This window comes from Cupriavidus oxalaticus (assembly GCF_038900635.1).
Taxonomy (GTDB): Bacteria; Pseudomonadota; Gammaproteobacteria; order Burkholderiales; family Burkholderiaceae; genus Cupriavidus; species Cupriavidus oxalaticus_B.
Genome location: NZ_JAYMRX010000001.1, coordinates 290,800 through 316,811 on the forward strand (window position 1 = coordinate 290,800; position 26,012 = coordinate 316,811).

General features: G+C 66.0%; 28 protein-coding genes and 1 tRNA gene. 7 read left to right on the forward strand and 22 right to left on the reverse strand.

All coding sequences use genetic code 11. The features are described 5' to 3' along the window. Nucleotides 1–2: 2 nt before the first annotated feature. The 4 genes from VSR71_RS01350 to VSR71_RS01365 form a co-directional block, all read right to left on the reverse strand. Complete coding sequence (locus tag VSR71_RS01350; protein ID WP_342912160.1) at nt 3–1,439, reverse strand: sodium:proton antiporter; 1,437 nt, start codon at nt 1,437–1,439, stop codon at nt 3–5. A gap of 175 nt (nt 1,440–1,614) precedes the next feature. Next, a complete protein-coding gene (locus tag VSR71_RS01355) occupies nt 1,615–2,301 on the reverse strand; it encodes a lactate utilization protein C (protein WP_342912161.1) in 687 nt (228 codons plus the stop codon). Nucleotides 2,302–2,385: 84 nt separating this feature from the next. Next, nucleotides 2,386–3,561: a nicotinate phosphoribosyltransferase gene (gene pncB / locus VSR71_RS01360; RefSeq protein ID WP_342912162.1), complete on the reverse strand. Its 1,176-nt coding sequence runs from the start codon at nt 3,559–3,561 to the stop codon at nt 2,386–2,388. A gap of 68 nt (nt 3,562–3,629) precedes the next feature. After that, nucleotides 3,630–4,088 (reverse strand): hypothetical protein, encoded by a 459-nt coding sequence (locus VSR71_RS01365; RefSeq protein WP_342912163.1) that lies wholly within the window; start codon nt 4,086–4,088, stop codon nt 3,630–3,632. Between the two features lie 386 nt (nt 4,089–4,474). On the opposite strand from VSR71_RS01365, the gene fdxA reads away from it, so the two are divergent. From fdxA to VSR71_RS01380, 3 genes are all read left to right on the forward strand, one after another. Further along, entirely contained in the window at nt 4,475–4,798 is a 324-nt protein-coding gene (fdxA, locus tag VSR71_RS01370) for a ferredoxin FdxA (RefSeq protein WP_342912164.1), read from the forward strand. Nucleotides 4,799–4,884: 86 nt separating this feature from the next. Continuing rightward, nucleotides 4,885–5,994: an NAD(P)/FAD-dependent oxidoreductase gene (locus tag VSR71_RS01375; RefSeq protein WP_029046280.1), complete on the forward strand. Its 1,110-nt coding sequence runs from the start codon at nt 4,885–4,887 to the stop codon at nt 5,992–5,994. 212 nt (nt 5,995–6,206) lie between these two features. Then, a tRNA-Asn gene (locus VSR71_RS01380) sits at nt 6,207–6,282 on the forward strand. Nucleotides 6,283–6,368: 86 nt separating this feature from the next. On the opposite strand, the gene VSR71_RS01385 is transcribed toward VSR71_RS01380, so the two are convergent. The 5 genes from VSR71_RS01385 to VSR71_RS01405 all read right to left on the reverse strand — a co-directional run bounded on the left by VSR71_RS01385 (nt 6,369) and on the right by VSR71_RS01405 (nt 11,006). Next, nucleotides 6,369–7,136, reverse strand: a complete 768-nt coding sequence (locus tag VSR71_RS01385; protein ID WP_342912165.1) for an IclR family transcriptional regulator — start codon at nt 7,134–7,136, stop codon at nt 6,369–6,371. 98 nt (nt 7,137–7,234) lie between these two features. Further along, nucleotides 7,235–8,389 (reverse strand): CoA transferase, encoded by a 1,155-nt coding sequence (locus VSR71_RS01390; protein ID WP_342912166.1) that lies wholly within the window; start codon nt 8,387–8,389, stop codon nt 7,235–7,237. A 14-nt stretch (nt 8,390–8,403) separates the two neighbouring features. Further along, nucleotides 8,404–9,570 carry an acyl-CoA dehydrogenase family protein gene (locus tag VSR71_RS01395; protein ID WP_342912167.1) on the reverse strand — a complete coding sequence of 389 codons (1,167 nt, stop codon included), beginning with the start codon at nt 9,568–9,570 and terminating at the stop codon, nt 8,404–8,406. A 20-nt stretch (nt 9,571–9,590) separates the two neighbouring features. After that, nucleotides 9,591–10,568 (reverse strand): tripartite tricarboxylate transporter substrate binding protein, encoded by a 978-nt coding sequence (locus VSR71_RS01400; RefSeq protein WP_342912168.1) that lies wholly within the window; start codon nt 10,566–10,568, stop codon nt 9,591–9,593. Between the two features lie 48 nt (nt 10,569–10,616). Further along, on the reverse strand, nt 10,617–11,006 hold the full coding sequence (locus VSR71_RS01405; RefSeq protein ID WP_342912169.1) for a cupin domain-containing protein: 390 nt from the start codon (nt 11,004–11,006) through the stop codon (nt 10,617–10,619). Nucleotides 11,007–11,491: 485 nt separating this feature from the next. On the opposite strand from VSR71_RS01405, the gene rpsU reads away from it, so the two are divergent. From rpsU to VSR71_RS01420, 3 genes are all read left to right on the forward strand, one after another. Continuing rightward, nucleotides 11,492–11,704, forward strand: coding sequence for a 30S ribosomal protein S21 (gene rpsU, locus VSR71_RS01410; RefSeq protein ID WP_010814647.1), 213 nt, complete (start codon nt 11,492–11,494; stop codon nt 11,702–11,704). Between the two features lie 180 nt (nt 11,705–11,884). Next, nucleotides 11,885–12,796, forward strand: a complete 912-nt coding sequence (nodI, locus tag VSR71_RS01415; RefSeq protein WP_342912170.1) for a nodulation factor ABC transporter ATP-binding protein NodI — start codon at nt 11,885–11,887, stop codon at nt 12,794–12,796. 13 nt (nt 12,797–12,809) lie between these two features. Further along, on the forward strand, nt 12,810–13,673 hold the full coding sequence (locus VSR71_RS01420; protein WP_342912171.1) for an ABC transporter permease: 864 nt from the start codon (nt 12,810–12,812) through the stop codon (nt 13,671–13,673). A gap of 22 nt (nt 13,674–13,695) precedes the next feature. Here VSR71_RS01420 and sugE read toward each other — a convergent pair whose 3' ends face one another. Beyond that, on the reverse strand, nt 13,696–14,016 hold the full coding sequence (gene sugE / locus VSR71_RS01425) for a quaternary ammonium compound efflux SMR transporter SugE (RefSeq protein ID WP_342912172.1): 321 nt from the start codon (nt 14,014–14,016) through the stop codon (nt 13,696–13,698). On the opposite strand from sugE, the gene VSR71_RS01430 reads away from it, so the two are divergent. Beyond that, nucleotides 14,010–14,309, forward strand: a complete 300-nt coding sequence (locus VSR71_RS01430) for a hypothetical protein (protein ID WP_342912173.1) — start codon at nt 14,010–14,012, stop codon at nt 14,307–14,309. The genes sugE and VSR71_RS01430 overlap by 7 nt on opposite strands. Before the next feature lie 14 nt (nt 14,310–14,323). Here the strand turns inward: VSR71_RS01430 and VSR71_RS01435 are convergent, their stop codons facing one another. From VSR71_RS01435 to truA, 12 genes are all read right to left on the reverse strand, one after another. After that, the gene (locus VSR71_RS01435; protein WP_342912174.1) at nt 14,324–15,529 is read right to left on the reverse strand and encodes an O-succinylhomoserine sulfhydrylase; all 1,206 of its coding nucleotides are present in this window, start codon (nt 15,527–15,529) and stop codon (nt 14,324–14,326) included. Beyond that, complete coding sequence (locus VSR71_RS01440; protein ID WP_342912175.1) at nt 15,526–15,705, reverse strand: hypothetical protein; 180 nt, start codon at nt 15,703–15,705, stop codon at nt 15,526–15,528. The genes VSR71_RS01435 and VSR71_RS01440 overlap by 4 nt, the downstream gene beginning before the upstream one ends. 147 nt (nt 15,706–15,852) lie before the next feature. Beyond that, a complete protein-coding gene (gene purF / locus VSR71_RS01445; RefSeq protein ID WP_342912176.1) occupies nt 15,853–17,382 on the reverse strand; it encodes an amidophosphoribosyltransferase in 1,530 nt (509 codons plus the stop codon). 109 nt (nt 17,383–17,491) lie between these two features. Further along, a complete protein-coding gene (locus VSR71_RS01450) occupies nt 17,492–17,989 on the reverse strand; it encodes a CvpA family protein (protein WP_209763429.1) in 498 nt (165 codons plus the stop codon). A 42-nt stretch (nt 17,990–18,031) separates the two neighbouring features. Beyond that, complete coding sequence (locus VSR71_RS01455) at nt 18,032–18,751, reverse strand: SPOR domain-containing protein (RefSeq protein WP_342912177.1); 720 nt, start codon at nt 18,749–18,751, stop codon at nt 18,032–18,034. Nucleotides 18,752–18,818: 67 nt separating this feature from the next. Continuing rightward, nucleotides 18,819–20,129 (reverse strand): bifunctional tetrahydrofolate synthase/dihydrofolate synthase, encoded by a 1,311-nt coding sequence (gene folC, locus VSR71_RS01460; protein WP_342912178.1) that lies wholly within the window; start codon nt 20,127–20,129, stop codon nt 18,819–18,821. Nucleotides 20,130–20,288: 159 nt separating this feature from the next. Next, nucleotides 20,289–21,161, reverse strand: coding sequence for an acetyl-CoA carboxylase, carboxyltransferase subunit beta (gene accD, locus VSR71_RS01465; RefSeq protein ID WP_342912179.1), 873 nt, complete (start codon nt 21,159–21,161; stop codon nt 20,289–20,291). Between the two features lie 175 nt (nt 21,162–21,336). Continuing rightward, entirely contained in the window at nt 21,337–22,137 is an 801-nt protein-coding gene (gene trpA, locus VSR71_RS01470; protein ID WP_342912180.1) for a tryptophan synthase subunit alpha, read from the reverse strand. Nucleotide 22,138: 1 nt separating this feature from the next. Next, nucleotides 22,139–23,050, reverse strand: a complete 912-nt coding sequence (locus tag VSR71_RS01475; protein WP_428979331.1) for a DNA-methyltransferase — start codon at nt 23,048–23,050, stop codon at nt 22,139–22,141. Further along, nucleotides 23,050–24,243 (reverse strand): tryptophan synthase subunit beta, encoded by a 1,194-nt coding sequence (gene trpB / locus VSR71_RS01480; protein WP_116346157.1) that lies wholly within the window; start codon nt 24,241–24,243, stop codon nt 23,050–23,052. Before trpB ends, VSR71_RS01475 begins: the two co-directional genes overlap by 1 nt. A 136-nt stretch (nt 24,244–24,379) precedes the next feature. Continuing rightward, complete coding sequence (locus VSR71_RS01485) at nt 24,380–25,102, reverse strand: phosphoribosylanthranilate isomerase (protein WP_342912181.1); 723 nt, start codon at nt 25,100–25,102, stop codon at nt 24,380–24,382. Beyond that, entirely contained in the window at nt 25,089–25,907 is an 819-nt protein-coding gene (truA, locus tag VSR71_RS01490) for a tRNA pseudouridine(38-40) synthase TruA (RefSeq protein ID WP_342912182.1), read from the reverse strand. The genes VSR71_RS01485 and truA overlap by 14 nt, the downstream gene beginning before the upstream one ends. Between the last annotated feature and the right edge of the window lie 105 nt (nt 25,908–26,012).

Here is a 26,012-nt window from a genome sequence, read left to right on the forward strand (position 1 = left end):
CATCACACGTGGAAGAAGAGGAGGGTCATGATGACGAACAGCGGCATCAGGAAGATGCCCGAGTACAGCATGTAGCCGAAAAAACTCGGCATGCGTACGCCGCGGTTCTCGGCAATGGCCTTGACCATCAGGTTGGGCGCGTTGCCGATATAGGTATTGGCGCCCATGAACACCGCGCCGGCGGAAATCGCGGCCAGTGTCGAGGCGTCGCGCGTCATCAGCGTGGCGGCGTCGCCGCCGGCGGTGTTGAAGAACACCAGGTAGGTTGGCGCATTGTCCAGGAACGAAGACAGCAGCCCGGTCGCCCAGAAATACATGCTGTCGACCGGCTGCCCGTTGCTGTCGCTGACCGCGCGGATCACGCCGGCAAAGGCGCCGTCGGTGCCGGACTTGAGCATGGCGATCACCGGGATGATGGTCAGGAAGATGCCGGCGAACAGCTTGCCGACTTCCAGGATCGGTTCCCAGTTGAACTCGTTGCCCGTGCGCGCGGTGTGCGGCGTGACCAGCAGCGACACCACCGCCACCACGATCAGCAGCGCATCGCGCACCGCCGCCTGAAGCGGCACATCGGTACCGAAGACGTTGAACGAGATGGCCGGCTGCCACAGGCCGCTCATCAGCACCAGGCCGATCAGGGCCAGCAGCAGCGCGAAGTTGATCTTGCCGTCGATGGTGATGCCGTTCGAGTCAGGCGTCGGATCGTTCTTCTGCGGCAGTTCTTCTTCCTTGTTGCGGTAGTAGTGGCGGTCGACCAGGTAGAACACCACCAGCAGCACCGCGCAGATAAACAGTGCTTCCAGGTAGATGTTGCGCATGGTCCAGAAGAAGTCCACGCCCTTCAGGAAGCCGAGGAACAGCGGCGGATCGCCCAGCGGCGTCAGCGAGCCGCCGGCATTGGCCACCAGGAAGATAAAGAACACGACCACGTGCGCCACGTGCCGGCGGTTGTCGTTGGCACGCAGCAGCGGGCGGATCAGCAGCATGGCCGCGCCGGTAGTCCCCATGAAACTTGCCAGCAGCGTACCCAGCGCCAGGATGCCCGTATTGAGCCCCGGTGTGCCATGCAGGTTGCCACGCACGCAGATACCGCCCGCGACGATATAGAGCGAAGCGATCAGCGAGATGAACGGGATGTACTCGGCGAGCAGCGCATGCACCGCGCTGGCGGCGGCCGCATGCGTGCCGAACACCGCGGCGAACGGCAGCAGGAACAGCAGTCCCCAGCCCGCTGCGATCTTGCCATAGTGGTGGTGCCAGAACTTTGGCGCGAGCAGCGGCCACAGCGCGATCGACAGCAGGATGCCGGCAAACGGCAGGCCCCATAGCGGCGACAAGGTGGCCCCGGCGAGGTCCGCGGCATGCGCGGCAACAGGGAAGACAGCAAGGACAGCTGCCAGCATGGTCAGCATCGGCAACTGTACGAAAGCACGTCGCATCAGGCAGGATCTCCTCGGGAATGCAGCATTCATGGTGCATCGAGCCCCGGCAACGAACGGCGTGCGGGCTCGCATGGCAAGCCTGCAAGTGTAATCCAAGCTTCTCGCGCGACCGCGCTCCGTCGCACGTTTACAGGCGATTCTTATGTCCGCTTATGTCCGTGCCGCCCGTGGATCAAGCCTGCTCGACCACGATCACATGCACGCGATACGGGCCATGCGCGCCCAGCACGATGGTCTGCTCGATATCCCCGGTGCGCGACGGACCGCTGATGATATTGGTCGCGCGCGGCAGCTCGCCGCGCTCGCTGCGCACCAGCGCAAAGGCCTCTTCCAGTCCGGCGACCACGCGCGAGCGCGGCACCACCGCGATATGCGTTTCCGGCAGCAGCGCAGCGGAGGCAAACGTCGCCGGCCCCGACAGCAGCATCAGCGAGCCCGTCTCGGCGATCGCGCAGAAGCAGCCGGTGATGCCGACCAGATCGCCATGATCGCGGTCGGCCTCGACCTCGCGCAGCGGCGGCCGGCATTCGACCGTAATGCCGGCGTCCTGCCAAGGCAGCGTGCCCAGCGCATCCCATGCCACCGCGCGCTGCACCAGGTTCAGGCTGTCGAGAAAACGTCGCGCTGCCGCCGGCACCTGGTCCATGGTGGCGACACGGTCGACGGTGGACGCCATGCGCTGGGCCTGCGCCAGGAAGGCTTCGACGAGATCGGCAACCGGCGCCGGGCGCGGTCCCTGCGGATGGCGCGCGAGGTAGTCGGCCACCGCGGCGCGTTCGCCCTGCGTGGGCTGGCGCGGCCTGCCCTGTGCGGCACGGATGCGGGCGAAGATGCGGTCGCGGGCGTCGTTGGTTTCCATAGGGCCTGGCAGTGCGGTTGGCAAGGATGCGCCGATTATAGTTGCCGCGGCACGGCACGGCGCGCCGAAATCCCGCTATGTCCGCTATGCCGGCTGGACCGAGAACACCTGCCGCAGGTAGGACAGGTAGCCGGCATCGTCGCACATGGTCTTTTCCGGTGTGTCCGACAGCTTGGCCACGGGCTGGCCATTGCAGCGCACCATCTTGATCACGATCTGCAGTGGCGTGTAGCCGAGATCGTTGGTCAGGTTGGTGCCGACGCCGAAAGCCAGCCGGCAGCGGCCGTGGAAGCGCTGGAACAGCTCGATCACGCGCGGCACGTCGAGGCTGTCGCTGAAGATCAGCGTCTTGGTGCGCGGGTCGACGCGGTTGGCGGCGTAATGCGCCACCATGCGCTCGCCCCACACGATCGGATCGCCCGAGTCATGGCGCACGCCGTCGAACAGCTTGCAGAAGTACAGGTCGAAGTCGCGCAGGAAGGCATCGAAGCCGTAGGTATCGGACAGGGCGATGCCAAGGTCGCCGCGGTACTCGCGCGCCCAGCGTTCGAGCGCGTACACCTGCGAGTCGCGCAGACGCGGCCCCAGCGCCTGGCAGGCCTGCAGGTATTCGTGCGCCATCGTGCCGAGCGGCACCATGTTGTGCAGGCGGGCGAAATGGACGTTGCTGGTGCCGACGAGCTGCGGACCGAGCTCGCGCCGCATGGTCAGCAGCACCTCTTCCTGCCAGTCGCGCGAGAAGCGCCGGCGCGTGCCGTAGTCGGCGATGACGCAATCGGCCAGTTCAGGCGGCTGCAGCAGGGCCAGCTTGTCTTCCAGGCGGCGGCGGCCGCCGGCGAGATCGGGCCGCGGCTGGGTGCGGCGGAAGTAGACCTCGTTGACGATCGCCAGCACCGGCACTTCGAACAGGATGGTATGCAGCCAGGGGCCGATGATCGAGATCTCGATCTCGCCGTTGCCCTGCGGCGCCTCGCGCACCGACACGTACTTCTCGTTCAGGTGGAACAGGCCGAGGAAGTCGATGAAATCGCTCTTGATAAAGCGCAGGCCGCGCAGGTAGGCGAGTTCATCGTCGGTAAAGCGCAGCTGGCACAGGTGCGCGATCTCGGCGCGGATCTCGTCGATATACGGCGTCAGGTCGACGCCGGCGTTGCGGCACTTGAAACGATATTCGACCTGCGCCTGCGGAAACTGGTGCAGGACCACCTGCATCATCGTGAACTTGTACAGGTCGGTGTCGAGCAGAGACTGGATGATCATGGCTAGCCAGACGGCGATGTGCCGGGTCAGTCCGACATGCTAACCGAGACTGCGCGCGTCGGGGGCGCTCAGGCGCCGTCGAGGAACGGCTGCGGCGCGCGCAGGACCGGCTTTCCGGCTGCCCTGCCCTGCAGGCACCACAGCACCCGGCCGTCGCGCCCGGGGCATGACACCAGCGTGGCGGCGCTGCGCGGCACGCGTTGCGGCAGCGGCTCGGCAAAGGCGCCGTCCTCGGCAAGGATGCGCTCGCTGTAAACCGCCGCGCCCGCGCGCTCGAAACGCAGCACCTGCATCCGGTCCCCCGGCTTCGGGTTCAACTCGGGTCCGCAAGGCATCAGTCCGGCACGGCCGCAATGGGCGATGGCATCGCCCGCGGGGGAATCGGTCACGGTGAAGTGGTCCCAGTCGAAGCCGGTCAACGCGGGCAAGGCGACCGGCGCTTCGGATCGCGCGCGCCATGCCACGAGCCGGGACACTACGCTGTCCGCCATGCCCGGCTGGACCAGGGCTTGCGCAGCGGCGGACATTGTCATCGCCGGAAATGCCGCGAGCATCACAAGCAATGACGGCAAGACGGCGCGGCGGCAATAACGGAGCTGGCGTAGCATACGAATCTCCCGGCGTGGAGGCATGGGGCACTCAGGCGTCTCATCATGCCTGCGGTCGTGCAAGCATGCCAGCGGCCCGCCATGTCTTGGATCAAAAGTACATAAAGAAATAAGAAAACTATCTGATCCAGCTATATAGACCCGCTATCCTTGCCAGAAGGCTCGGCTACAATACCGGTTCCCGAAAGGCCACGGCTGGCGCTCGCCCCGCCCATACCTGCCGCCAAGGCAGATGGAGGCGTCCGCCGGCAAGAAGCGGCCCAACAGTTTCCCATTAAAAGCCGACCCGTTTTCCTGGAACCGAAATGACTCACGTTGTCACCGAATCCTGCATCCGTTGCCGCTATACAGACTGCGTTGACGTATGTCCGGTGGATTGTTTCCGCGAAGGCCCGAACTTCCTGGCCATCGACCCGGATGAGTGCATCGACTGCGCCGTGTGCGTGGCCGAATGCCCGGTGAACGCCATTTACGCCGAGGAAGACGTGCCGGGCGACCAGCAGCAATTCATCGACCTGAACGCCGAGCTGGCGCGCGCCTGGCCGTCCATCACCAAGACCAAGGCCCCGCTGGCCGAGGCCGAGGACTGGAAGGACACCACCGACAAGCTGCAGTACCTGGAGCGCTGAGCGTACCAGGCAGCAAAGAAAGCCGTCCCCACGCGCTTTCCGCAATGCCGGGCACTCGCGTGCCCAACCAACGTATCAGGACGAATATGGACTTGAGCATTCCAAATCCCGTTGCCGACGCGACCAAGCAGGTCGAAGGCGGCAGCCCCGCCGGCGGCCAGCCGCTCGAAATCGACGCGCTGATCGTCGGCGCCGGTCCGGTGGGCCTGTTCCAGGTATTTGAACTGGGCCTGCTCGAAATCAAGGCCCACGTGATCGATTCCCTGAAAGTCGTTGGCGGCCAGTGCGTGGAGCTGTATCCGGACAAGCCCATCTACGACATCCCGGCCGTGCCCAGCTGCACTGGCCAGGAACTGACCGACAACCTGCTCAAGCAGATCGAGCCGTTCGAGCCGACCTTCCACCTGGGCCAGGAAGTCTCAGTGGTGGAGCGCCGTGAAGACGGCCGCTTCTTCGTCGAGACCTCGCTCGGAACCCGCTTTATCACCAAGACCATCTTCATCGCCGCCGGTGTGGGCTCGTTCCAGCCGCGTACGCTGAAGGTCGAGGGCCTCGACAAGTTCGACGGCAAGCAGCTGTTCTACCGCGTCAAGGATCCGAGCCGCTTTCACGGCCGCAACCTGGTGATCGTCGGCGGCGGCGATTCCGCGCTGGACTGGACGCTGGACCTGGTCGGCAAGGCCGAGTCGGTGGTGATGATCCACCGCCGCGACGGCTTCCGCGCCGCGCCGGCCTCGGTGGCCAAGATGAAGGAACTGTGCGAGCAGATGGAAATGCAGTTCCTGGTCGGCCAGATCGGCGGCTATGAAGAGAAGGACGGCGTGCTTACCGAGATCAAGGTGACGGGGGCCGACGGCGTGACCCGCCGCCTGCCGCTGGACGACCTGCTGGTGTTCTTCGGCCTGTCGCCCAAGCTCGGCCCGATCGCAGAGTGGGGCCTGGACCTGGAGCGCAAGCAGATCAAGGTGGATACCGAGAAGTTCCAGACCAACATCCCGGGTATCTTCGCCGTGGGCGACATCAACACCTACCCCGGCAAGAAGAAGCTGATCCTGTCGGGCTTCCACGAGGCCGCGCTGGCCGCGTTCGGTGCTGCGCCGTATATCTTCCCCGAGAAGAAGATCCACATGCAGTACACCACGACCTCGCCGAAGCTGCACAAGGTCCTGGGCGTGGAATCGCCGGTGTTCGACTGATCCGGCGCTGCACGAAGCCGCAGAAAAAAGCCGCCGCAAGGCGGTTTTTTTCTGGCACAAACGAAAAACCGTCGCTATAATGCGGCCTCGCTGTCGAACACCAAGGTGGGACGCAGCCAGCCAGCCGTCCCGAAGCACCTGACGACAAACAAAATGTTGACAAGGTGTTGACGACAAAAAGAGAAACTGGCTATAATCTTTTTCTCAGCTGTTCCCCGATAGCTCAGTCGGTAGAGCGACGGACTGTTAATCCGCAGGTCCCTGGTTCGAGCCCAGGTCGGGGAGCCAACCGATACGGAAGCCCGGTGCAAACGCACCGGGCTTTTTCGTTTGTGACGTGCGTTCGGGGCTGCCGCAGCGCCCCTGCCCTCCGCTTATCCCTGCAGTGAACCGCCTGCGGCCTTCAGTGCCACAACAATAGCCTCCGCATTGGCCTCGACCCGATGCAGCGGGCCCGCCACTGACATCCCGTAGACAACGCCGCCGAGCGATACCGGGATCGCGATGGCCCCCAGGTCCGGGAACGATTCGCCGAAATTCGGATACCAACCCTGCGCTTGCCATTGCTGCATCGCTGCCTCGAATACCCGCAGCGAGTCCACTGTGCGCCCGGTGCGCGACGCAAAGGAAACGCCAGCCAGCAGTTCCGCGCGGGTCTGCGCGGTCATGGTGCCGAGGATGGCGCGGCCGATGGAATTTACATGCGCATCGCGCAGTTCGCCCGGCGCGGCGATATAGCGCACCGGGTTGGCGGACTCGCGCACCTCCAGGTACAGCACGCGGCCGTCGTCCTGCAGCTTGCCGAAGATCACGGTTTCGCCGGTGCCGTCGCGCAGCGACTCCAGCACCGGCTGCACGCGTTCGAGCAGCGGGTCGTTGCGCGCGATGCGCTGGGCGATATCGAGCAACCGCCGCGTGGGGTAATAGCCCTGGCGGCGGCCGGTTTCGTACAGGTAGCCCAGCGACGCCAGCGTGCGGATCAGCCCCAGGCAGCTCGACATCGGCGCGCCCAGCAGCTTCGCCAGTTCGGTCAGCGTCAGCGAGCGCCCTTCGCGCGCATAGATCTCCATGATCTCGATCACGCGCAGCGCCGTCTTCACGCTGCCGTGGCCGGATTTTTCCGCCGCTTCGTTTTCTGCCATCGTAGGCTTCCTCGACTTCCGTGTGCTTTGGCCAGATTGTACGCGGCGCGTTGGCACGCGACATGCGGGTGGCACCTGCCGATTCCGGTGCAGCCGGATCAGGTGCCGGTATCGTCCTGCGCCTGTGGCAGGCCTTCCGGCCAGCTGCGGATATTGCCCGGCGTGCGCGAGAACCGCGTGGGGATGCCGACGCCGCGCAGCCTCCCTTCGCTCGGATGGTCGTATTCGAACATCATGCCGGTGGCGCGCAGGTGCGGGTCATCCACCAGGCTGTCGAAATGCGGCAGCTCGCTGTGCGGGATATCGGCGTCGCGCAACAACGCCAGCCACTCCGCGGTGGTGCGCTGCGCGACGATTTCGGCCAGCGTGGCGTAGAGCGCGTCGATATTGGCGCTGCGCGCGGCCGGGGTCGCATAGCGCGGGTCGCGCGCCAGTTCGGCATGTCCTGACAGGTCGAAAAAGCGCAGCCACTGCGCGCTCGTGTAAGGCAGCAGCGCGAGATGGCCGTCGCTGGTGCGGTATGGCTTGCGGTGGGCCGACATCACGCGCGGATAGCCGGCAGGGCCGAGCGGCGGCACGAAAGTCTGCCCGGCGAGCTGCTCGGTGGCGAGGAAGGCCACCAGCGTCTCGAACATCGGCACCTCGATGGCCTGCCCCTGGCCCGATCGCTCGCGCTCATACAGCGCCATCGGGATCGCATAGGCGACAGTCAGGCCAGCGACCTTGTCGGCAAGAATGGTGTTGACGTACTGCGGGCCCTCGTTCGAGTTGGCGCCCTGGAACTGCGCCATCCCGCTGCGGGCCTGGATGATGTCGTCGAAGGCCGGTGCGCCGGCATACGGCCCCTCCTCCGAATAGCCATAGGCGCCGCAATAGATCAGCCGCGGATGGTCCGCCCGCAGCGAGGCATAGTCCAGGCCGAGCCTGCGCAGCGACTGCGGACGCACGTTGGAGACGAAGACATCGGCCGTGGCGATCAGCGACTTCAGCTCGGCAAGGTCGTCCGGCCGCTTGACGTCGAGCACGACGAACCGCTTGTTGCGGTTCAGGTTGAGGAAGCTGGCGCCCATCGCGGCATGGCGCGCCGGCTCGGCATGGCGGAACACATCGCCGGCGGGCGCTTCGACCTTGATTACCTCGGCGCCCATGTCGCCGAGGATCTGCGTGGCGTACGGACCCATCGCCACCGAGGTCATGTCGATCACCCGCACGCCCGCCAGTGGCCCGGTCGCGGGAGGCGCTTTGTCTTGCATCGTCACCTCCCCGTTCAGTACGACTTGGGCAAACCCAGCACCCGCTCGGCGATAAAGCACATGATCAGCTGCGGGCTGACCGGCGCGATGCGTGGGATATACGACTCGCGCAGCAGGCGCTCGACGCGGTATTCGCGCGAATAGCCCATGCCGCCCAGCGTCAGGATCGCGGTCTGGCACGCGTTGTGGCCGGCCTCGGCGGCGAGGTACTTGGCCGCGTTGGCCTCGGCCCCGCAGGACTGCCCCGCATCGTAGCGCGCGGCAGCCTTCAGCATCATCAGGTTGGCCGATTCCAGCTGCATCCACGCCTGCGCCAGCGGGTGCTGGACGCCCTGGTTCATGCCGATCGGGCGGCCGAAGACCACGCGCTCCTTGGCATACTGCGTGGCGATCGCCAGCGCCGCGCGACCCAGCCCGATGGCTTCCGCGGCGATCAGGATGCGCTCGGGGTTCAGGCCATGCAGGATGTATTCGAACCCCTTGCCCTCTTCGCCGATCCGGTCTTCCTCCGGGATGAACAGGTCGTCGATGAACAGCATGTTGGTATCGACGGCGGCACGGCCCATCTTGTCGATCTCGCGGATCTCGATCCTGCTGCGGTCGACCTTCGTGTAGAACAGCGACAGCCCTTCGGTCGACTTCTTCACCTGCTCCAGCGGCGTGGTGCGCGCCAGCAGCAGCATGCGATCGGCCACCTGCGCGGTCGAGATCCAGATCTTGCGCCCGCTCACTGAATAACCACCCGGCACCTTGCGCGCGAAGGTCTTGAGCTTGGTGGTGTCCAGGCCCGCGTCGGGCTCGGTCACGCCGAAGCAGGCCTTCTCCTTGCCGGCGATCAGCGGCGGCAGAAAGCGGCCCTTCTGCTCCTCGGTGCCGAACACAACCACCGGGTTCAGGCCGAACACGTTCATATGCACCGCCGAGGCGCCGGTCATGCCCGCGCCCGACTGCGAAATGGTCTGCATCACCAGCGCCGCTTCCAGGATGCCGAGACCGGCGCCGCCGAACGCCTCGGGCATCGCCACGCCCAGCCAGCCGCCCTCGCACAGGGTCTTGTAGAACTCGTGCGGATAGGTGCCGGACTTGTCGAGGCGGTCCCAGTATTCCATGTCGAACTGCGTGCAGACCTGCTGCACGGCTTCGACGATCGATGCCTGTTCTTCGGAAAGATCGAAATTCATGTGCTTGCCTGTCTCGTTGTTTATTCCGGCTGGATGCCCGCGTCCTTCACCAGCCGCGACCACTTCTGCAGTTCGGCCACGACAAACTGGTTCAGCTCGGCGGGCGTGCTGCCGAACGGCTCGAAGCCCAGCGCGTGGAACTGCGCGGCATGCTGCTTGCTGGTGGCGATGGCAACCAGTTCGCGGTTGAGGCGCTCTACCACGGGCGCCGGCACGCCGGCGGGTGCGAATACGCCGTTCCACGACGTGATATCGAAACCCTTGAGTTCGGGCGCACTGGCGACCGGCGGCAGGTCGGGCAGCAGCGCACTGCGTTGCGCGGTGGTCACGGCCAGCGCGCGCAGCTTGCCGGCCCGCACATTGGCGATGCCCGCGGCAAAGTCGACGAACATCGCCTGCACCTGGCCGCCCATCACGTCGGTCATCGCCGGCGGCGTGCTCTTGTACGGCACGTGCAGCATCTTCAGGCCCGCCATCTTCGACAGCGTCGCGCCGGCGACAATGCCGGTGCTGTTGCCGCTCGCGTAGCTCATGCCAGGATGCGCCTTGGCGTAGTCGATGAACTCGCGCAGCGTCTTCACCGGCAATTGCGGATTGACCACCAGCATGAACGGCAGGTTGCCCATGCGCGAGACCGGCGTGAAGTCTTTGACCGGGTCGTAGCGCAGCTGTTTCATCAGCGACGGGTTGGCCGAATGCGTGGTGTTGGTGGTCATGAACAGCGTATAGCCGTCCGCCGGCGCCTTGGCGACGAACTCGGCGGCGATGGTGCCGTTGGCGCCTGGCTTGTTGTCGACCACCACTGGCTGCTGCAGCGATTCGCCCAGGTACTTGGCGGTCAGCCGCGCCACGGCATCGGTGCCGCTGCCGGCGGCGAACGGCACCACCAGACGCAGCGGCTTGGACGGAAATTCATCGGCGGCCAGCGCCGGTGTTGCAAGCAGCGCGGCGGCACATCCCAGCACCAGGCTGGCGAAAGCGGTCTTGAAGCACTTCACGGTCTGTCTCCTGTCGTTATATGAACCCTTGCCGTGGCCGGCCGCGTCTCAGGCGGGCCGTATCACGCGCTCAGGCGATTCCTCGTATGGTGGGGAATAGATCACCAGGATCCTGGCTGGCTCTTCACTGACCACCGTGAACACATGCATCTCGTCCGGCGGGAAGAAGCAGCAATCGCCAGGTCCGAGTTCCTTGCGCTGGCCGCCCACCTCGGCAATGGCGCGGCCTTCCAGCACGTAGCACACTTGCTCGATGCCAGGGTGCGCGTGGGGCAGCGCGCCCTTGCCCTTCTCGATGGTGCCGTGGATCACTTCCAGGTGGCGCGAACCCACGGTCTCGGGGCCGATCAGCCGGCGGTTCAGCGTCCCGACGTGGTTGGCGGGGTGGTAGCCCTCGACCTCATCGGTCGAGATGAAATAAACCGGGGATTTCGACACGCTGCTCTCCTGTCTGGAACTCGCCGTTTGACGATTAATTCATATTCATGAATCTTATTTTATATATATGAATTTCGTCGTCAAACTATTTCGGGCGCCTTGCGGGTTTACCGGGAGGGAACGTTGGTCCATGCATTTGCTGGCTTCATCGGGGTGGCCGACGCGCGAGGAAAAGCGGATAATTCGCGGCTTAGCGGTCCTTCCTGCGGCGCCCATCGCACGCCATTCTTGACAGGCGCGTCGTATACATGCCATAGTTACGGGCGTATAGCATTCATGGAAACCGGTACTGTCAGGCTCCAGTTATATTCGGACCTGGCGCTATCACCCCTGACACTGGTTGCACGGACTGAAACGTCCACATCTTTCAGGTTCGCGGGGGCGCACCGGGCGTATGCCCAGCGTGCAATACCAGTCGCTCCGGCGACAGCAGTTTCCCCCCGTGTGAACCAGCCGCTACCGCGGCAATCCCCTAAAGGACTGAATTGACCAAGATCGTTTTGAAACCCGGTGAGCCCGTTGAAGTTGCGATGCGGCGTTTCCGTCGTGCCATTCTGCAGACTGGCCTGATCGTTGAACTCAAGAGCCGCACCGCTTACGAGAAGCCGACGACCGAGCGCAAGCGCAAGAAGAAGGCCGCCGAAGCACGCCTGCGCAAGCGCCTGCGCATGCAAATGCTGCCGAAGAAGATGTACTGATTCGGGCAAGCTTCAAAAAAACCGCCAGTTCGCTGGCGGTTTTTTTATGCCCGCGCGCAACGCATTCCGGGCATTCGCCAAAACGGCGGCTTTTGCTGCACTGCGCAACCTGAGCGTTGCGCGGATGCCCGGCATAATGGCGGATATTGCGCCCGCTTAGGGCGCCCACCGGACCCTACCTTGACTGCCATCCTCGAGTTGCGCAAGGTGCGCAAGCAATACGGCGAGACGGTCGTCGTCGACGACCTCGACCTCCAGGTGTTTCGCGGCCAGTGCTTTGGGCTGCTCGGCCCCAACGGCGCCGGCAAGACCACCACGCTGCGCCTGCTGCTGGGCCTGACCACGCCCATGGCCGGCTCGCTGACGCTGTGCGGTGAGCCCATCCCCGAGCGGGCGCCGCAGGCGCGCATGCGCGTGGGCGTGGTGCCGCAGTTCGACAACCTCGATCCGGATTTCTCGGTGATCGAGAACCTGCGCATCTTCGGGCGCTACTTCGGGCTGTCGTCGGCCGAGATCGAGCGGCGCGTGCCGATGCTGCTCGAATTCGCACGGCTGGAGAACCGGGCCGAGGCGCAGGTGCGCGATCTCTCCGGCGGCATGCGCCGGCGCCTGACGGTGGCACGCGCGCTGATCAACGATCCCGACCTGCTGGTGATGGACGAGCCCACCACCGGGCTGGACCCGCAGGCGCGCCACCTGATCTGGGAGCGCCTGAAGTCGCTGATGGCGAGCGGCAAGACCATCCTGCTGACCACGCATTTCATGGAAGAAGCCGAACGGCTGTGCAACTACCTGTGCGTGATCGACGGCGGGCGCAAGATCGCCGAAGGCAAGCCGCACGAACTGATCGACAGCCAGATCGGCTGCGATGTGGTCGAGGTCTACGGCGATGAACTGGACACGCTGCGCGGCACGCTGACTCCGCTGGCGCAGCGCACCGAAATGAGTGGCGAGACACTGTTCTGCTACGTGCGCGAGCCCGCCCCGCTGCTGGCGGCGCTGCACGGCAGGAACGGCGTGCGCTACCTGCACCGCCCGGCCAACCTGGAGGACGTGTTCCTCAAGCTGACCGGCCGCGAGATGCGGGATTGAACCAGGGACTGACATGAGCGAACAGGATCCCCGCACCGATACGTCCGAAAGGCCCGCCATCGCCACCCGGAGCGCTGGCCCGGCCGCGCGCCAGATTTTTCCCCAGCCGCTGCTGCCACGCAACATGCGCAACTGGATGATGGTCTGGTACCGCAACTACCTGGTGTGGAAGAAGCTGGCCATTCCGTCGATGATCGGCAACCTGGCCGACCCGATGATCTACCTGTTCGGCCTCGGCCTCGGGCTGGGGCTGATGGTGGGCCAGGTCAACGGCGTGTCTTACATCGCCTTCCTCGCCGCCGGCACCACCGCATCGAGCGTGATGATGTCGGCCAGCTTCGAGTCGATGTACTCGGCCTTCTCGCGCATGCACGTCCAGCGCACCTGGGAAGCGATCATGCACGCACCGCTGACGCTGGGCGACGTGGTGCTGGGCGAGATCTTCTGGGCGGCCAGCAAGGCGGTGCTGTCGGGCCTGGCGATCATGCTGGTGGCGGCCGCGCTGGGCTATGCGCAAATGCCGGGCGCGCTGCTGGCGCTGCCGGTGATCGTGCTGGCCGGCATTGCTTTCGCCGCGCTGGCGATGATCGTCACCGCGCTGGCGCCCAGCTACGACTTCTTCATGTTCTACCAGACGCTGGTGATGACGCCGATGCTGCTGCTGTCGGGCGTGTTCTTTCCGGTGGAGCAATTGCCGGAAGGCGTGCAGGCGGCCACCAGGCTGCTGCCGCTGGCGCACGCGGTCGAGCTGATCCGGCCGCTGATGCTGGGCCGGCCTGTGGAAGGCGCCGGCCTGCACCTTGCCGTCCTCGCAGCCTATGCGGCGGCAGCGCTGGTGGTTTCGCTGGTGCTGCTGCGCCGGCGCATGCTGCGCTGAGTTGCGCTGGGTTGCGCTGAAATCAGGCGCTGCCCACCAGCTTGAGCCCGGCAATGCCGCACACGATCAGCGCGATGCAGCCTATGCGCGCCACGGTCGCGGGCTCATTGAAGAGTATGATGCCGAGGATCGCGGTGCCAACCGCACCGATGCCGGTCCACACCGCGTAGCCGGTTCCCACCGGAATGTGACGCAGCGCCAGTGCCAGCAGGATCACACTGATGGCCATGCCGGCCAGCGTGATGACGCTCGGCACCAGGCGCGTGAACCCGTCGGTGTATTTGAGCCCGATTGCCCACACCACCTCGAACAGCCCTGCCAGGGCCAGCAGTGTCCATGCCATACCGAAATTTCCCGTTGCAGCATACCGTGCGCAACGATAGCGGAGAATCCGCCACCTTGCAGCGCGTTGCCGTGGCGTTGGCAGCCGCGTTGGCCACCATTTCGCTGAACGGCTGCATGGTGATGGCCGTGGGGAGTGCCGCGGTTTCGACCGTGGCAACCGTCGGCTCCGCCGCGGTCAGCGTGGCCTCGACCGCGGTAGGCACCACCTACGACATCACCGCTGCTGGCGTGAAAGCGGTGGCCGGCAGCGACGATCCAGCGCCGGCGCCGGAGCCGGAGCCGGCGCAGTAAGCGCAGCGGCTTGCTTATTCGCCCAGGCCGCGCAGCAGGTCGGCCTTCAGGTCCTCGACCGACTCCAGCCCCACCGCCAGCCGGATCAGCCCTTCTCCCACGCCCGCGGCGGCCTTGGCCTCCGGGCTCACGCGCGCGTGCGTGGTGGTGTACGGATGCGTGATGGTGGTGCGGGTATCGCCCAGGTTGCCGGTGATCGAGCACAGACGCGTGTTGTCGATCACGCGCCACGCGTTGGCGCGCTGCTGCTCGGGCGTGGCGCCCTTCAGTTCGAACGAAACGATCGCGCCGCCGCCGCTCTGCTGCCGCATCGCAATCTCGTGCTGCGGGTGCGACGCCAGCGCCGGGTGGAACACGCGCGCCACGGCCGGATGCGACTCCAGGAACTGCGCCAGCGCCAGCGCGCTGGACGAATGGCGCTCCATGCGGATCGCCAGCGTCTCCATGCCCTTGAGCAGCACCCACGCGTTGAACGCCGACAGCGTCGGGCCGGCGGTGCGCACGAACGGGAATACCTTGCCCATGATGTAATCGTGCGAGCCCAGCACTGCGCCGCCCAGCACGCGGCCCTGGCCGTCGATATGCTTGGTGGCGGAGTGCACCACGATGTCGGCGCCGAACTTCATCGGCTGCTGCAGCGCGGGCGAGCAGAAGCAGTTGTCGACCACCAGCAGCGCATTGGCGTTGTGGGCGATGTCCGCCACGGCCGCGATGTCAGCCACTTCGGTCAGCGGATTCGACGGCGTCTCCAGGAAGAACAGCTTCGTGTTCGGCCGCACTGCCGCACGCCACGCTTCAAGGTCGGTCGGATCGACGAAGGTCGTCTCCACGCCGAACTTGCCGAAGATATTGTTGAACAACGTCATGGTCGAGCCGAAGATCGCGCGCGAGCTGACCAGGTGATCGCCCGCCTGCATCGACGACAGCACCACCGACAGGATCGCGCTCATGCCCGATGCCGTGGCCATGCAGGCCTGCGCGCCTTCCAGCGCGGCCAGCCGCGACTGGAACATCGACACGGTCGGGTTGGTGAAGCGTGAATAGGTGAAGCCCTCTTCCGAGTTGGCAAAGCGTTCGGCGGCCTCGGCGGCGCTGTTGAAGCAGAAGCTCGAGGTCAGGTACATGGCCTCGGAATGCTCCATGAACTCGCTGCGCAGCGTGCCGGCGCGCACGCCAAGGGTATCGATGCCGAGCGATTCAGGATTGAGCGGTTCGTTCATGCTGGTGGCGCGGTCGTACCCGCGCGAATGCAATGGTTGCGGCCCGCCGCGGCGAGGCGGCCGGCCATGAAAAAAGCCCGTACGATCGGATGGTCGGATCGACGGGCTTGCTGTTCTGCGGCGGCCTTCAGCGGGCTGTGGCGATTGGTGGAAGCGTTGCGCAGCGCTGCACGCATTGGCGAATCTTGCCGGCCACCATCTCTTTAGCTGTTTCGGGCTGGACCCGCGTCCGCAAGCTGACTATCAAATCGACGCCCGGCCATGTTACGGCCGGGCGTCGCATCCGTCAACGAAGGGACATGCCCGCGTGGCGGGCTTGCGGCTTACTCGTTGTTGCCGGAGCGCTGCAGGTGCAGCGCCGAGCGCTCGGTGTCGGCCGCGGTGCCGTCGCGGTCCGCCTGGCTGCGCGCGGTTTCCAGGCGGTCCAGGTAGGCCTCGTCGATATCGCCGGTGACGTAACGGCCATCGAAGCACGACGCATCGAAGTCCTTCAGCGCCGGGTTGATGTCGCGCACCGCCTGCTTCATCGCTTCCACGTCCTGGTACACGAGCTTGTCCGCGCCGATGATCTTTGCGATCTCTTCGTGCGTGCGGCCATGCGCCACCAGTTCGCTGCGGGTCGGCATGTCGATGCCGTACACGTTCGGGAACTTCACCGGCGGCGCTGCCGAGGCAAAGATCACCTTGTTGGCGCCGGCGTCGCGCGCCATCTGCACGATCTCGAACGAGGTGGTGCCGCGCACGATCGAGTCGTCGACGATCAGCACGTTCTTGCCCTTGAACTCGACGCCCATGGCGTTGAGCTTCTGGCGCACCGACTTCTTGCGCACCGCCTGGCCGGGCATGATGAACGTACGGCCGACGTAGCGGTTCTTGAAGAAGCCTTCGCGATAGTTCACGCCCAGGCGGTTGGCCACCTGCATCGCGGCCGGGCGGCTCGAATCGGGAATGGGCATCACCACGTCGATGTCGCCGGCCGACACTTCCTCGCGGATCTTTTCGGCCAGGTAATCGCCCATGCGCAGGCGCGCGTCGTAGACGGGAACGCCGTCGATGCACGAATCCGGGCGGGCCAGGTAGACGTACTCGAAAATGCAGGACGTCAGCACCGGATTGTCGGCACACTGCTTGCTGTAGAGCTTGCCGTCCAGGTCGATAAAGATGGCCTCGCCCGCTGCCACGTCGCGCTCGAACTTGTAGCCGATGCCTTCCAGCGCCACCGATTCGGACACAACCATCCACTCCTTGCCCGACGGGGTCTCGACGCTGCCCAGGCACAGCGGCCGGATGCCGAACGGATCGCGCACCGCCAGCATGCCGTAGCCGGCGATCTGCGCCGTGATGGCGTACGAGCCGCGCACGCGGCGGTGCATGCCCGCAACGGCCTTGAAGATGGTTTCCGGGTCCAGCGCCATGCCGTTGCTGGCGCGCTGCAGCTCGTCGGCCAGCACGTTCAGCAGCACTTCGGTGTCGGAGTGCGTGTTGATGTGGCGGCGGTCGCGGCGGAACATTTCCTCGCGCAGCTGCTGCCAGTTGGTCAGGTTGCCGTTATGCGCCAGGATGATGCCGTACGGTGCATTGACGTAGAACGGCTGCGCCTCTTCCTCGCTCGAGGCCGAGCCGGCGGTCGGGTAGCGCACCTGGCCGATGCCCGCGGTGCCCGGCAGGCCGCGCATGTTGCGGGTACGGAAGACGTCGCGCACCAGGCCGTTGGCCTTGTACATGTGAAAAGTACTGCCGTTGGCGGTGGCGATGCCGGCAGCATCCTGTCCGCGGTGTTGCAACAACAGCAGGCTGTCGTAAATCAATTGGTTGACAGGCGTGGCTGAAACCACACCGACGATACCGCACATGCCAAGCTCCCAGGAAAGGCTTTGAATCAGGGGGCGCAGCCTGGTCCGGCTATCCTTCCGGACCGCAAGGCCTGCGTACTACTGGCCGGGCACCATGCCCGGCTTCATGTCATGTCTTGACGTACTTCGCCAGCTCCGGCGGCAACCATGGCTTTACCGATTCCATGGCCTGCATCACATAGGGGCGGCTCACCGCATCGCGCCAGAACGGTTCCTCCGGCAATTTCGTCAGGCTGGCGAGCGTCACCATCACCATCACCAGCAGCACGCCGCGCAGCAATCCGAACACCAGCCCGAGCCCGCGGTCCGCCGGCTTGAGGCCCGTGCTCTCCAGCAGTTGCCCGACCACCATGCCGGCCAGCGACGCCCCGAGCACGGTGCCGATCAGCAGCACCACGAAACCCAGCGCGTGACGGGCCAGCTCTCCGCCGGGCAGCGACTCGGGCATCCAGCCCGCGGCCACCGCGCCGTAGCGGAACGCGACCCAGAATGCCACCACCCAGCCGATCAGCGACAGCACCTCGCGCACCAGGCCGCGCAGCACGCCCAGCGCGGCCGAGGCCAGCAGGATAAAGACCACGGCGTAGTCGAAGAAAGTCGGCTGCATCGTTGCTCGCTGCCGCGCCCATGCGCCAGGCAGCGCTAGCCCTTACTGTTCGATTACCTTCGAGGTCAGGCCCGCCGCGCGCACGCGCTTGTCGGCGGCATCGGCGGCGTCGCGGTCGCTGAAGGGACCGGCGCGCAGCAGGATGCGCTCGCCATCGGCCAGCACTTTCTTTTCCACATAGGCCGGCACCTTGCTCGCCTTGAGCTTGGCCAGCCAGGTCTTCGCCTTCTCTTCCGAAGAGAACGCGCCGATCAGGATCAAATACTTGCCGCTGCCCTGGGGCTTGGCCTCAGGCTTGGCTTCGGGCTTGGCGTCGGCCTTGGCCTCGGCGCGCTGGACGGGCTTGTCGGCAGGCTTGTCCGCCGTATTGACGATTTCCTCGCCGGCATCGAGCGCCGCCGCGTCGTTGCGGGCCGCCGGCGCCGGCGGCAGCGGGTCGGCCTTGCGCGGCTCGACACGGGGCTTGCTGCCCTGCCCGCCGCTCACCTTGACTGCGACATCGTCGGCCACCGGGCGCGGCTTGGTCTCGAACACGATTGGCAGCACGATCACCGCGGCCACCACCAGCACCACGGCGCCGATCAGGCGGCGCCGTGCGCGCTGCTTCTGCGGGAATTCAGGATCGAGCGTGTCGTCGGCATATTCGTCGGCGAGACGGCGCGACGAGGCGATGCCTGCACCCGGATCGTTGCGCTGGCGGCGCGCACGCTCTGGTGCCGGGTCGTTGCCCTTGCGGGAAGAAAACAGCGAAAGCAGGCCCATAGATTGGTTCGGTGCGACAGCCCCCTCAGGCAGGGGCCGGTCGTTGCGTTTGCCGCTCAGTGCCAGGTCAGTTGGCTTGCGTGGCCCGGTAGGCCATCACGCCGGCGACGGTATAGAACGATCCGAAGACCAGAATTCTATCATTCTCGGTCGCTCTCTCCATGGCGTCGCGGAACGCCGCCTCCGGACTGGAAAAGCAGGCGGCGGTGGCGTCGGGGCCGGCGCGGAATCCGCCCCCCTCCAGCGTCGCCAGCACGTCGGCGGCGCTGGCGGCGCGTTCGGTCGGCAGGTCGCACAGGCACCAGTGGTCGACCTTGTCGGCCACGTGCTGCAGAACGCCGGCGATATCCTTGTCCTGCATCGCGCCGAACACCGCATAGGTGTAGCGGAAGAAGCCCATGTTCTCCAGGTTCTGCCCCAGCGTGGCGGCCGCATGCGGGTTATGCGCCACGTCGAGGATCACCGCGGGCCGTCCCGGCAGCACCTGGAAGCGTCCCGGCAGCTCGACGAACGCCAGCCCGTTGCGCACTTCCTGCGCGCTCACCGGCAATTGCGGGCGCATGGCCTGCAGCGCGGCCAGCACGGCGGCGGCGTTCAGCAGCTGGTTGGCGCCGCGCAGCGCTGGGTAGCCCAGGCCATTGAGCTTGCGCCCGCCGCCGCTCCAGTCCCATTGCTGGCGTTCCTGGCCCTTGGCCGCGTGGAAGTGGAAATCGCGTCCCACCAGCCACAGTTCGGCGCCGATTGCGTCGGCATGCGCCACCAGCGACTTGGGCGGCACCGGGTCGCCGCAGACCGCCGGCACGCCCGGGCGGAAGATGCCGGCCTTCTCGAAGCCGATTTCCTCGCGCGTGTTGCCCAGGTACTGGGTATGGTCGATATCGACGCTGGTGACGATGGCGCAGTCGGTATCGATCACATTGGTCGCATCCAGGCGTCCGCCCAGCCCGACTTCGAGGATGATCGCGTCCAGCCCGGAAGCCGCGAAGAAATGGATGATCGCCAGCGTGGTGAACTCGAAGTACGTCAGGCTGACCGGGTCGGCAAAGCTGTTGCGCGCACGCTCGACCGCCTCGAAGTGCGGCAGCAGCTGCGCGTCGGTCGCCATCTCGCCATTGAGGCGCGCGCGCTCGTTGAACGAGATCAGGTGCGGCGAGGTATGGCAGCCCACCTTGTAGCCCGCCTCCAGCAGGATGCGCTCCAGCATGGCACAGGTCGAGCCCTTGCCGTTGGTGCCACCCACGGTGAAGACCGTGGCGTCGATGCGCAGCCCGAGGGCTTCCTTTACGCGCGTGATGCGCGTCAGGCCCATGTCGATGCCCACGGGGTGGGCGGTTTCGAGATGGGTGAGCCATTCGGGGAGCGTATGGAAGACGGGCATTTCAGGTGGGCGAGGAAAGCGAAGGAAAGCGTTTGCTACCAGATTCGGGCAGGCGGGCGCAAAGTCAAGGGCCGGCGCCGCGGGCGTCCAGAAAAGGCGAAAGGCGCGTCAACCACCCGCGCCTTGATTACTACATCATGTACAGCGACATTTGCGGTGTCACGCCACCGCGTCGGCCGGCTGCTTCTGCAGCAGCGCCAGCAGCTGCGCCAGTTCCGCGCGCATCTTGCGGCGGTCGACGATCATGTCGATGGCGCCCTTCTGCAGCAGGAATTCCGAGCGCTGGAAGCCTTCCGGCAGCTTTTCGCGCACGGTCTGCTCGATCACGCGCGGGCCGGCAAAGCCGATCAGCGCCTTGGGCTCGGCGATCACCACGTCGCCCAGGAAGGCGAACGAGGCCGACACGCCGCCCATGGTCGGGTCGGTCAGCACGCTGATGAAGGGCAGCTTGCTTGCGCTCAGCTGGTTCAGCATGGCCGTGGTCTTGGCCATCTGCAGCAGCGACAGCAGGCTTTCCTGCATGCGCGCGCCGCCCGTGGCGGTAAAGCAGATGAACGGCACCTTCTGCTCGAGCGCGGCCTGCGCGCCGCGCACGAAGCGCTCGCCCACCACCGAGCCCATCGAGCCGCCCATGAATTCGAACTCGAAGCAGCTCGCCACCACCGGGATGGTGTGGATGGCACCGCCCATCACCACCATGGCGTCGGTCTCGCCGGTCTCGTCCATGGCCGCCTTGATGCGGTCCGGATATTTCTTCGAATCCTTGAACTTGAGCGCGTCGACCGGCACGATCTCCTGGCCGATCTCATAGCGGCCTTCGGCGTCGAGCAACGCGTCCAGGCGCGCACGCGCGTTGATGCGCATGTGGTGGTCGCACTTGGGGCAGACGTGCAGGTTGGCCTCGACGTCGGTCCGGTACAGGGTGGACTCGCACGACGGGCACTTGACCCACAATCCCTCCGGGATGCCCTTGCGGGTACGGGGGTCGGTCTGTTGAATCTTGGGGGGCAGGAGTTTATCCAACCAGCTCATGAAAGCTCCTTTCGGATAGCTGCGCGCCGCCGGCAAACCCTGTGTCAGGGCGAACTTCGGCAGGTGGCAGGGAATCAACCCGCGAATTTACCACGGCAGGCCGGTGACCTCGAAGCGCGGCGCGCGTATTGGGCACGTCACGCCACTTCGTGGAGCCCGCCGGGCCGCGATTAGGTCACTTCGCGTCCAGCGCCTGGCGGATCTCCGCGATAAACGCCTGCAGCGCCGCCACCGCCTGCTCGCGCGGCGTGTCTTCCAGCAACTGCACCAGACGGCTGCCGATCACCACCGCGTCGGACACGCTGCCGATCGCGCGCGCGGTCTGCGCGTCGCGGATGCCGAAGCCGACGCCCACCGGCAGGTTGGCGTGCTGCTTGATCAGCGGCAGGCGCGAAGCCACGCTGTCCAGGTCGATCGATGCGGAACCGGTCACGCCCTTGAGCGAGACATAGTAAAGATAGCCGCTGGCGACCTTGGCCACCGCCTCGATACGCGCGTCGGTGGAGGTCGGCGCCAGCAGGAAGATCGGGTCCATGCCCTTGTCGCGCATCAGCCCGGCGAACGACTCGCACTCCTCGGGCGGATAGTCGACCACCAGCACGCCATCCACGCCGGCCGCGCTCGCGGCCTTGGCAAAGGCCTCTTCGCCCATGCGCTCGATCGGGTTGGCGTAGCCCATCAGCACCACCGGCGTCTCGGCATTGGTCTGGCGGAATTCGCGCACCCACTGCAGCACCTGCGTCAGCGACACGCCCTGCGCCAGCGCGCGCTCGGAGGCGCGCTGGATCACCGGGCCGTCGGCCATCGGGTCGGAGAACGGCACGCCCAGCTCGATCACGTCGGCGCCGCCCGCCACCAGCGCCTGCATCAGCGCCACGGTCAGGCCGGGCTCGGGATCGCCGGCGGTGATGAACGGAATCAGGCCCTTCTTCTGCTGCGCGGCCAGTGCCGCGAACGTCTTCTGGATACGGGACATATCAGGGAATCAGGTGAGGCCGCGGCGCCGGCGAGGCGTCGTCGTTGGCAGCGGCCAGGGTTGGGGTGGCGTCAGGCTCGATCGCGGGCATGGCTTGCGCGGCCGCGGCCACGCGCCCGCACGCCACCTGCACGTACTCCGGGTTGATCTCGTAGCCGACAAAGCGCCGGCCGTGGCGCAGGCACGCCACCGCGGTGGTGCCGCTGCCCGCGAACGGGTCCAGCACCAGGCCGCCCGGCGGGCAGCTCGACAGCACCATGCGCTCGACGATCTCCAGCGGCTTCTGCGTCGGATGGTTGGCGCGTTCGGGGTCCTGCCGGTGGATGCGCGAGATGCTCCACAGGTCCTTGGGGTTGTAGCCCACCTCCAGCCACTTCTTGCCCTCGAAGCGCGGACGGCTGCGCGCCTTCTTGGTCTCGGGGTCGTACGGAATGCGGACCGGGTCGAGATCGAAGTAGTAGTCGCGCGCCTTGGCAAAGAAGCCGATGTTGTCGTGCACCGACGAGAACTTGCGCGTGGTGCCGCCCATGCTGGGCACGCGGCGGTCCCAGATGATCTCGTTGATCATCGTCAGGCGCCGCTTGAGCATCACGAACAGCTCGGGTGAATACTGCCAGGTGCAGAAGAGGTAGAGCGTGCCCTTGGGCGCGAGCTTGGGCACGACCGCGTCCATCCAGCGCTCGGACCAGTCCAGGTAGGCCTGGCCCGACAGCAGGTCGGAATCGTTGCCGTAGTCCTTGCCCAGGCCGTACGGCGGATCGGCGACGATCAGGTCGACCGAGCCGTCCGGCAGTCGGGCAATGCCCTCGAACATGTCTTCCTGGAACAGGTGCAGCGGCGGCGCGTCGGACGCGCCAGGCAAGCAGTCGGGCCCGCCGACGGCAAGGCCCTGGGGGTGGGGCAGCGCGCGCATCAGAGCTTGAGCCCCGCGCGCTCGGCCACGGTATGCATGTCCTTGTCGCCACGGCCGGACAGGTTCACCAGCAGCAGCTTGTCCTTGGGCAGCGTCGGCGCCAGCTTGCAGGCATAGGCGATCGCGTGGCTCGATTCCAGCGCCGGGATGATGCCCTCGATGCGGCAGCAATCATGGAAGGCCTTGAGCGCTTCCTCGTCGGTGATCGGCACGTACTGCGCGCGGCCGCTGTCCTTGAGCCAGGCGTGCTCGGGGCCGACGCCGGGGTAGTCCAGGCCGGCCGACACCGAATGCGTCTCGATGATCTGGCCATTGTCGTCCTGCAGCAGGTAGGTGCGGTTGCCGTGCAGCACGCCGGGCGTGCCGCCGGTCAGCGAAGCCGCGTGGCGGCCGGTGTCCAGCCCGTCGCCGGCGGCTTCCACGCCGATCAGCTGCACGTCCTGGTGTTCGATGTACGGGTAGAAGATGCCCATCGCATTGGAGCCGCCTCCGACGCAGGCGATCACGGCATCCGGCTGGCGCCCGGCCAGCTCTGGCATCTGCACCTTGGCCTCTTCGCCGATCACGCACTGGAAGTCGCGCACCATCATCGGGTACGGGTGCGGACCAGCCACGGTGCCGATGATGTAGAAGGTGTTCTCGACGTTGGTGACCCAGTCGCGCATGGCTTCATTGAGCGCGTCCTTGAGCGTGCGCGAACCGCTTTCCACCGGCACCACGGTCGCGCCCAGCAGCTTCATGCGGTAGACGTTGGCGGCCTGGCGCTTGACGTCCTCGGCGCCCATGTAGACCACGCATTCCATGCCAAAGCGGGCGGCGATGGTGGCCGTGGCCACGCCGTGCTGCCCTGCCCCGGTCTCGGCGATCACGCGCGGCTTGCCCATGCGCTTGGCCAGCAGCGCCTGGCCGATGACGTTGTTGATCTTGTGCGCGCCGGTGTGGTTCAGGTCTTCGCGCTTGAAGTAGATCTGCGCGCCGCCGAGCGTCTCGCTCCAGCGCTGCGCGTGGTAGATCGGCGACGGGCGGCCGACGAAGTGCTTCAGCTCGCGACGGAATTCGGCATCGAACTCCGGGTCCTTCTGGTAGTGCGCATAGGCTTCGCGCAACTCGTCCAGCGCGTGGACCAGCGTCTCGGAAACGAAGGTGCCGCCATAGGGGCCGAAATGGCCACGGGAATCGGGCAGGTCGTACATGTCTAGGCTCTTCGGAACAGCGGCCTTGCCTCACGCGGCAAGGCTCGCCTGGTTGACTGGGTGTGCGATGCCCGCTTTGGGTATGGAAAAAGCGGGCGGGGCGCAGTATGCGGAGGGAATCGGGTTTCGATCCGGCTCATCCGGCCCTGGCGCCGCGGACAGCGCGCACGAACTCGGCAATGCGGGTGTGGTCCTTCACGCCCTTGGCGGCCTCTACCCCGCTGCTGACATCCACAGCGTAGGGCCGCACGCGCTCAATCGCGCCAGCGACGTTTTGCGCGTTCAACCCACCACTCAAAACGATGCGAGGAGCGCCGCTTGCGTTCGGGTTGCCGGTAGCCGTAACCGGAGGATTGGGCGGAAGCCATGCCGGAGGAATCAGGGTCCAGTCGAAGACGTGGCCGCCACCGCCGTAGCCTTCGACGAAGGCATCGAGCAGCAGGGCAGCGGCATCACGGTATTGATCGGCAAATTCTACCAAATCGAGCCCCGGACGGACACGGGCGGCACGCAGGAACGGCAGCCGGCAGCGCTGGGCGGCCTGGGTGCAGAACTGCGGGGTTTCGTCGCCGTGCAGCTGCAGCAGCGTCAACGGCACACGCTCCGCCACGTGCGCGATGTCTTCCAGTTCGGCGTTGACGAACAGGCCCGTCACCGCGACGAACGGCCCGGCGGCCTCGGCCAGCGCCGCGGCTTGCGCCACTTCGACGTAGCGCGGGCTCTTCGGGTAGAACACCAGCCCGATCGCGTCCACGCCGGCATCGACGGCGGCGCGCACGTCGTCCTCGCGGGTCAGGCCGCAGATCTTGATGCGGGTACGCTGTGGCAGGTGCACCGCACTGCCCTCAGGCTGCGTCATCGAACACTCCATGGAACACGCTCGCGGACGGGTCGGCCGCGGGGATCGGGTAAGCATCAGGATACTTGACTCCGACCAGGTAGAGGCCGTCCGGCATGAACGTGGGCGCCGCCAGCTTGCGGTCGCGCCCGGCCAGCACCTGCGCCAGCCACTGCGGCGGGTAGCGGCGACGGCCCACCGCCACCAGGCAGCCCATCAGGTTGCGCACCATATGGTGCAGGAAGGCGCTGGCACGGAAGCGCAGGAACACCCAGTTGCCGTCGTCGCGGATGGTGACGTCGTACATGGTCTTGACCGGCGACTTGGCCTGGCATTCGGCGGCGCGGAACGCGGAAAAGTCGTGCTCGCCGATCACATTCGCCGCGGCTTCGCGCATGGCGTCTACGTCGAGCCGCTGTCCGGGCGGCAGCATCTGGTAGCCGGCGCGGCCATGGACCATCGGCACCCGGTGCGGACCGGTGTAGAGCGCGTAGTAATACATGCGCTCGTACGCCAGGAAGCGGGCATGGAAGCCTTCGTCGACCGGCAGCGCCCACTGCAGCGCGATCGACGGCGGCAGGAAGGCATTGACGCCACGCACCCAGGAAAAAGGCTCGCGTTCCAGCTCGGTATCCAGGTGGATCACTTGCCCCAGCGCGTGCACGCCGGTATCGGTGCGCCCCGCAACGGTGGTCAGCAGGCGCACGCCGGCGAAGCGCTCGATGGCGTCTTCGAGGTGGTCTTGCACGGTGTTGCGGTGCGGCTGCGACTGCCACCCGGAAAAGGCGGCGCCGTCGTAATGCAGGCCAAGGGCGATGCGGTTCATGTCAGGGGAAAATACATGGCGGCGAGCAAGCCGTGCGCGCCTGAAAAGCAAATGCGCCGGAAGGGACGCTTCCGGCGCATCGCTTCACGCCGCGGCAGCGCGTGC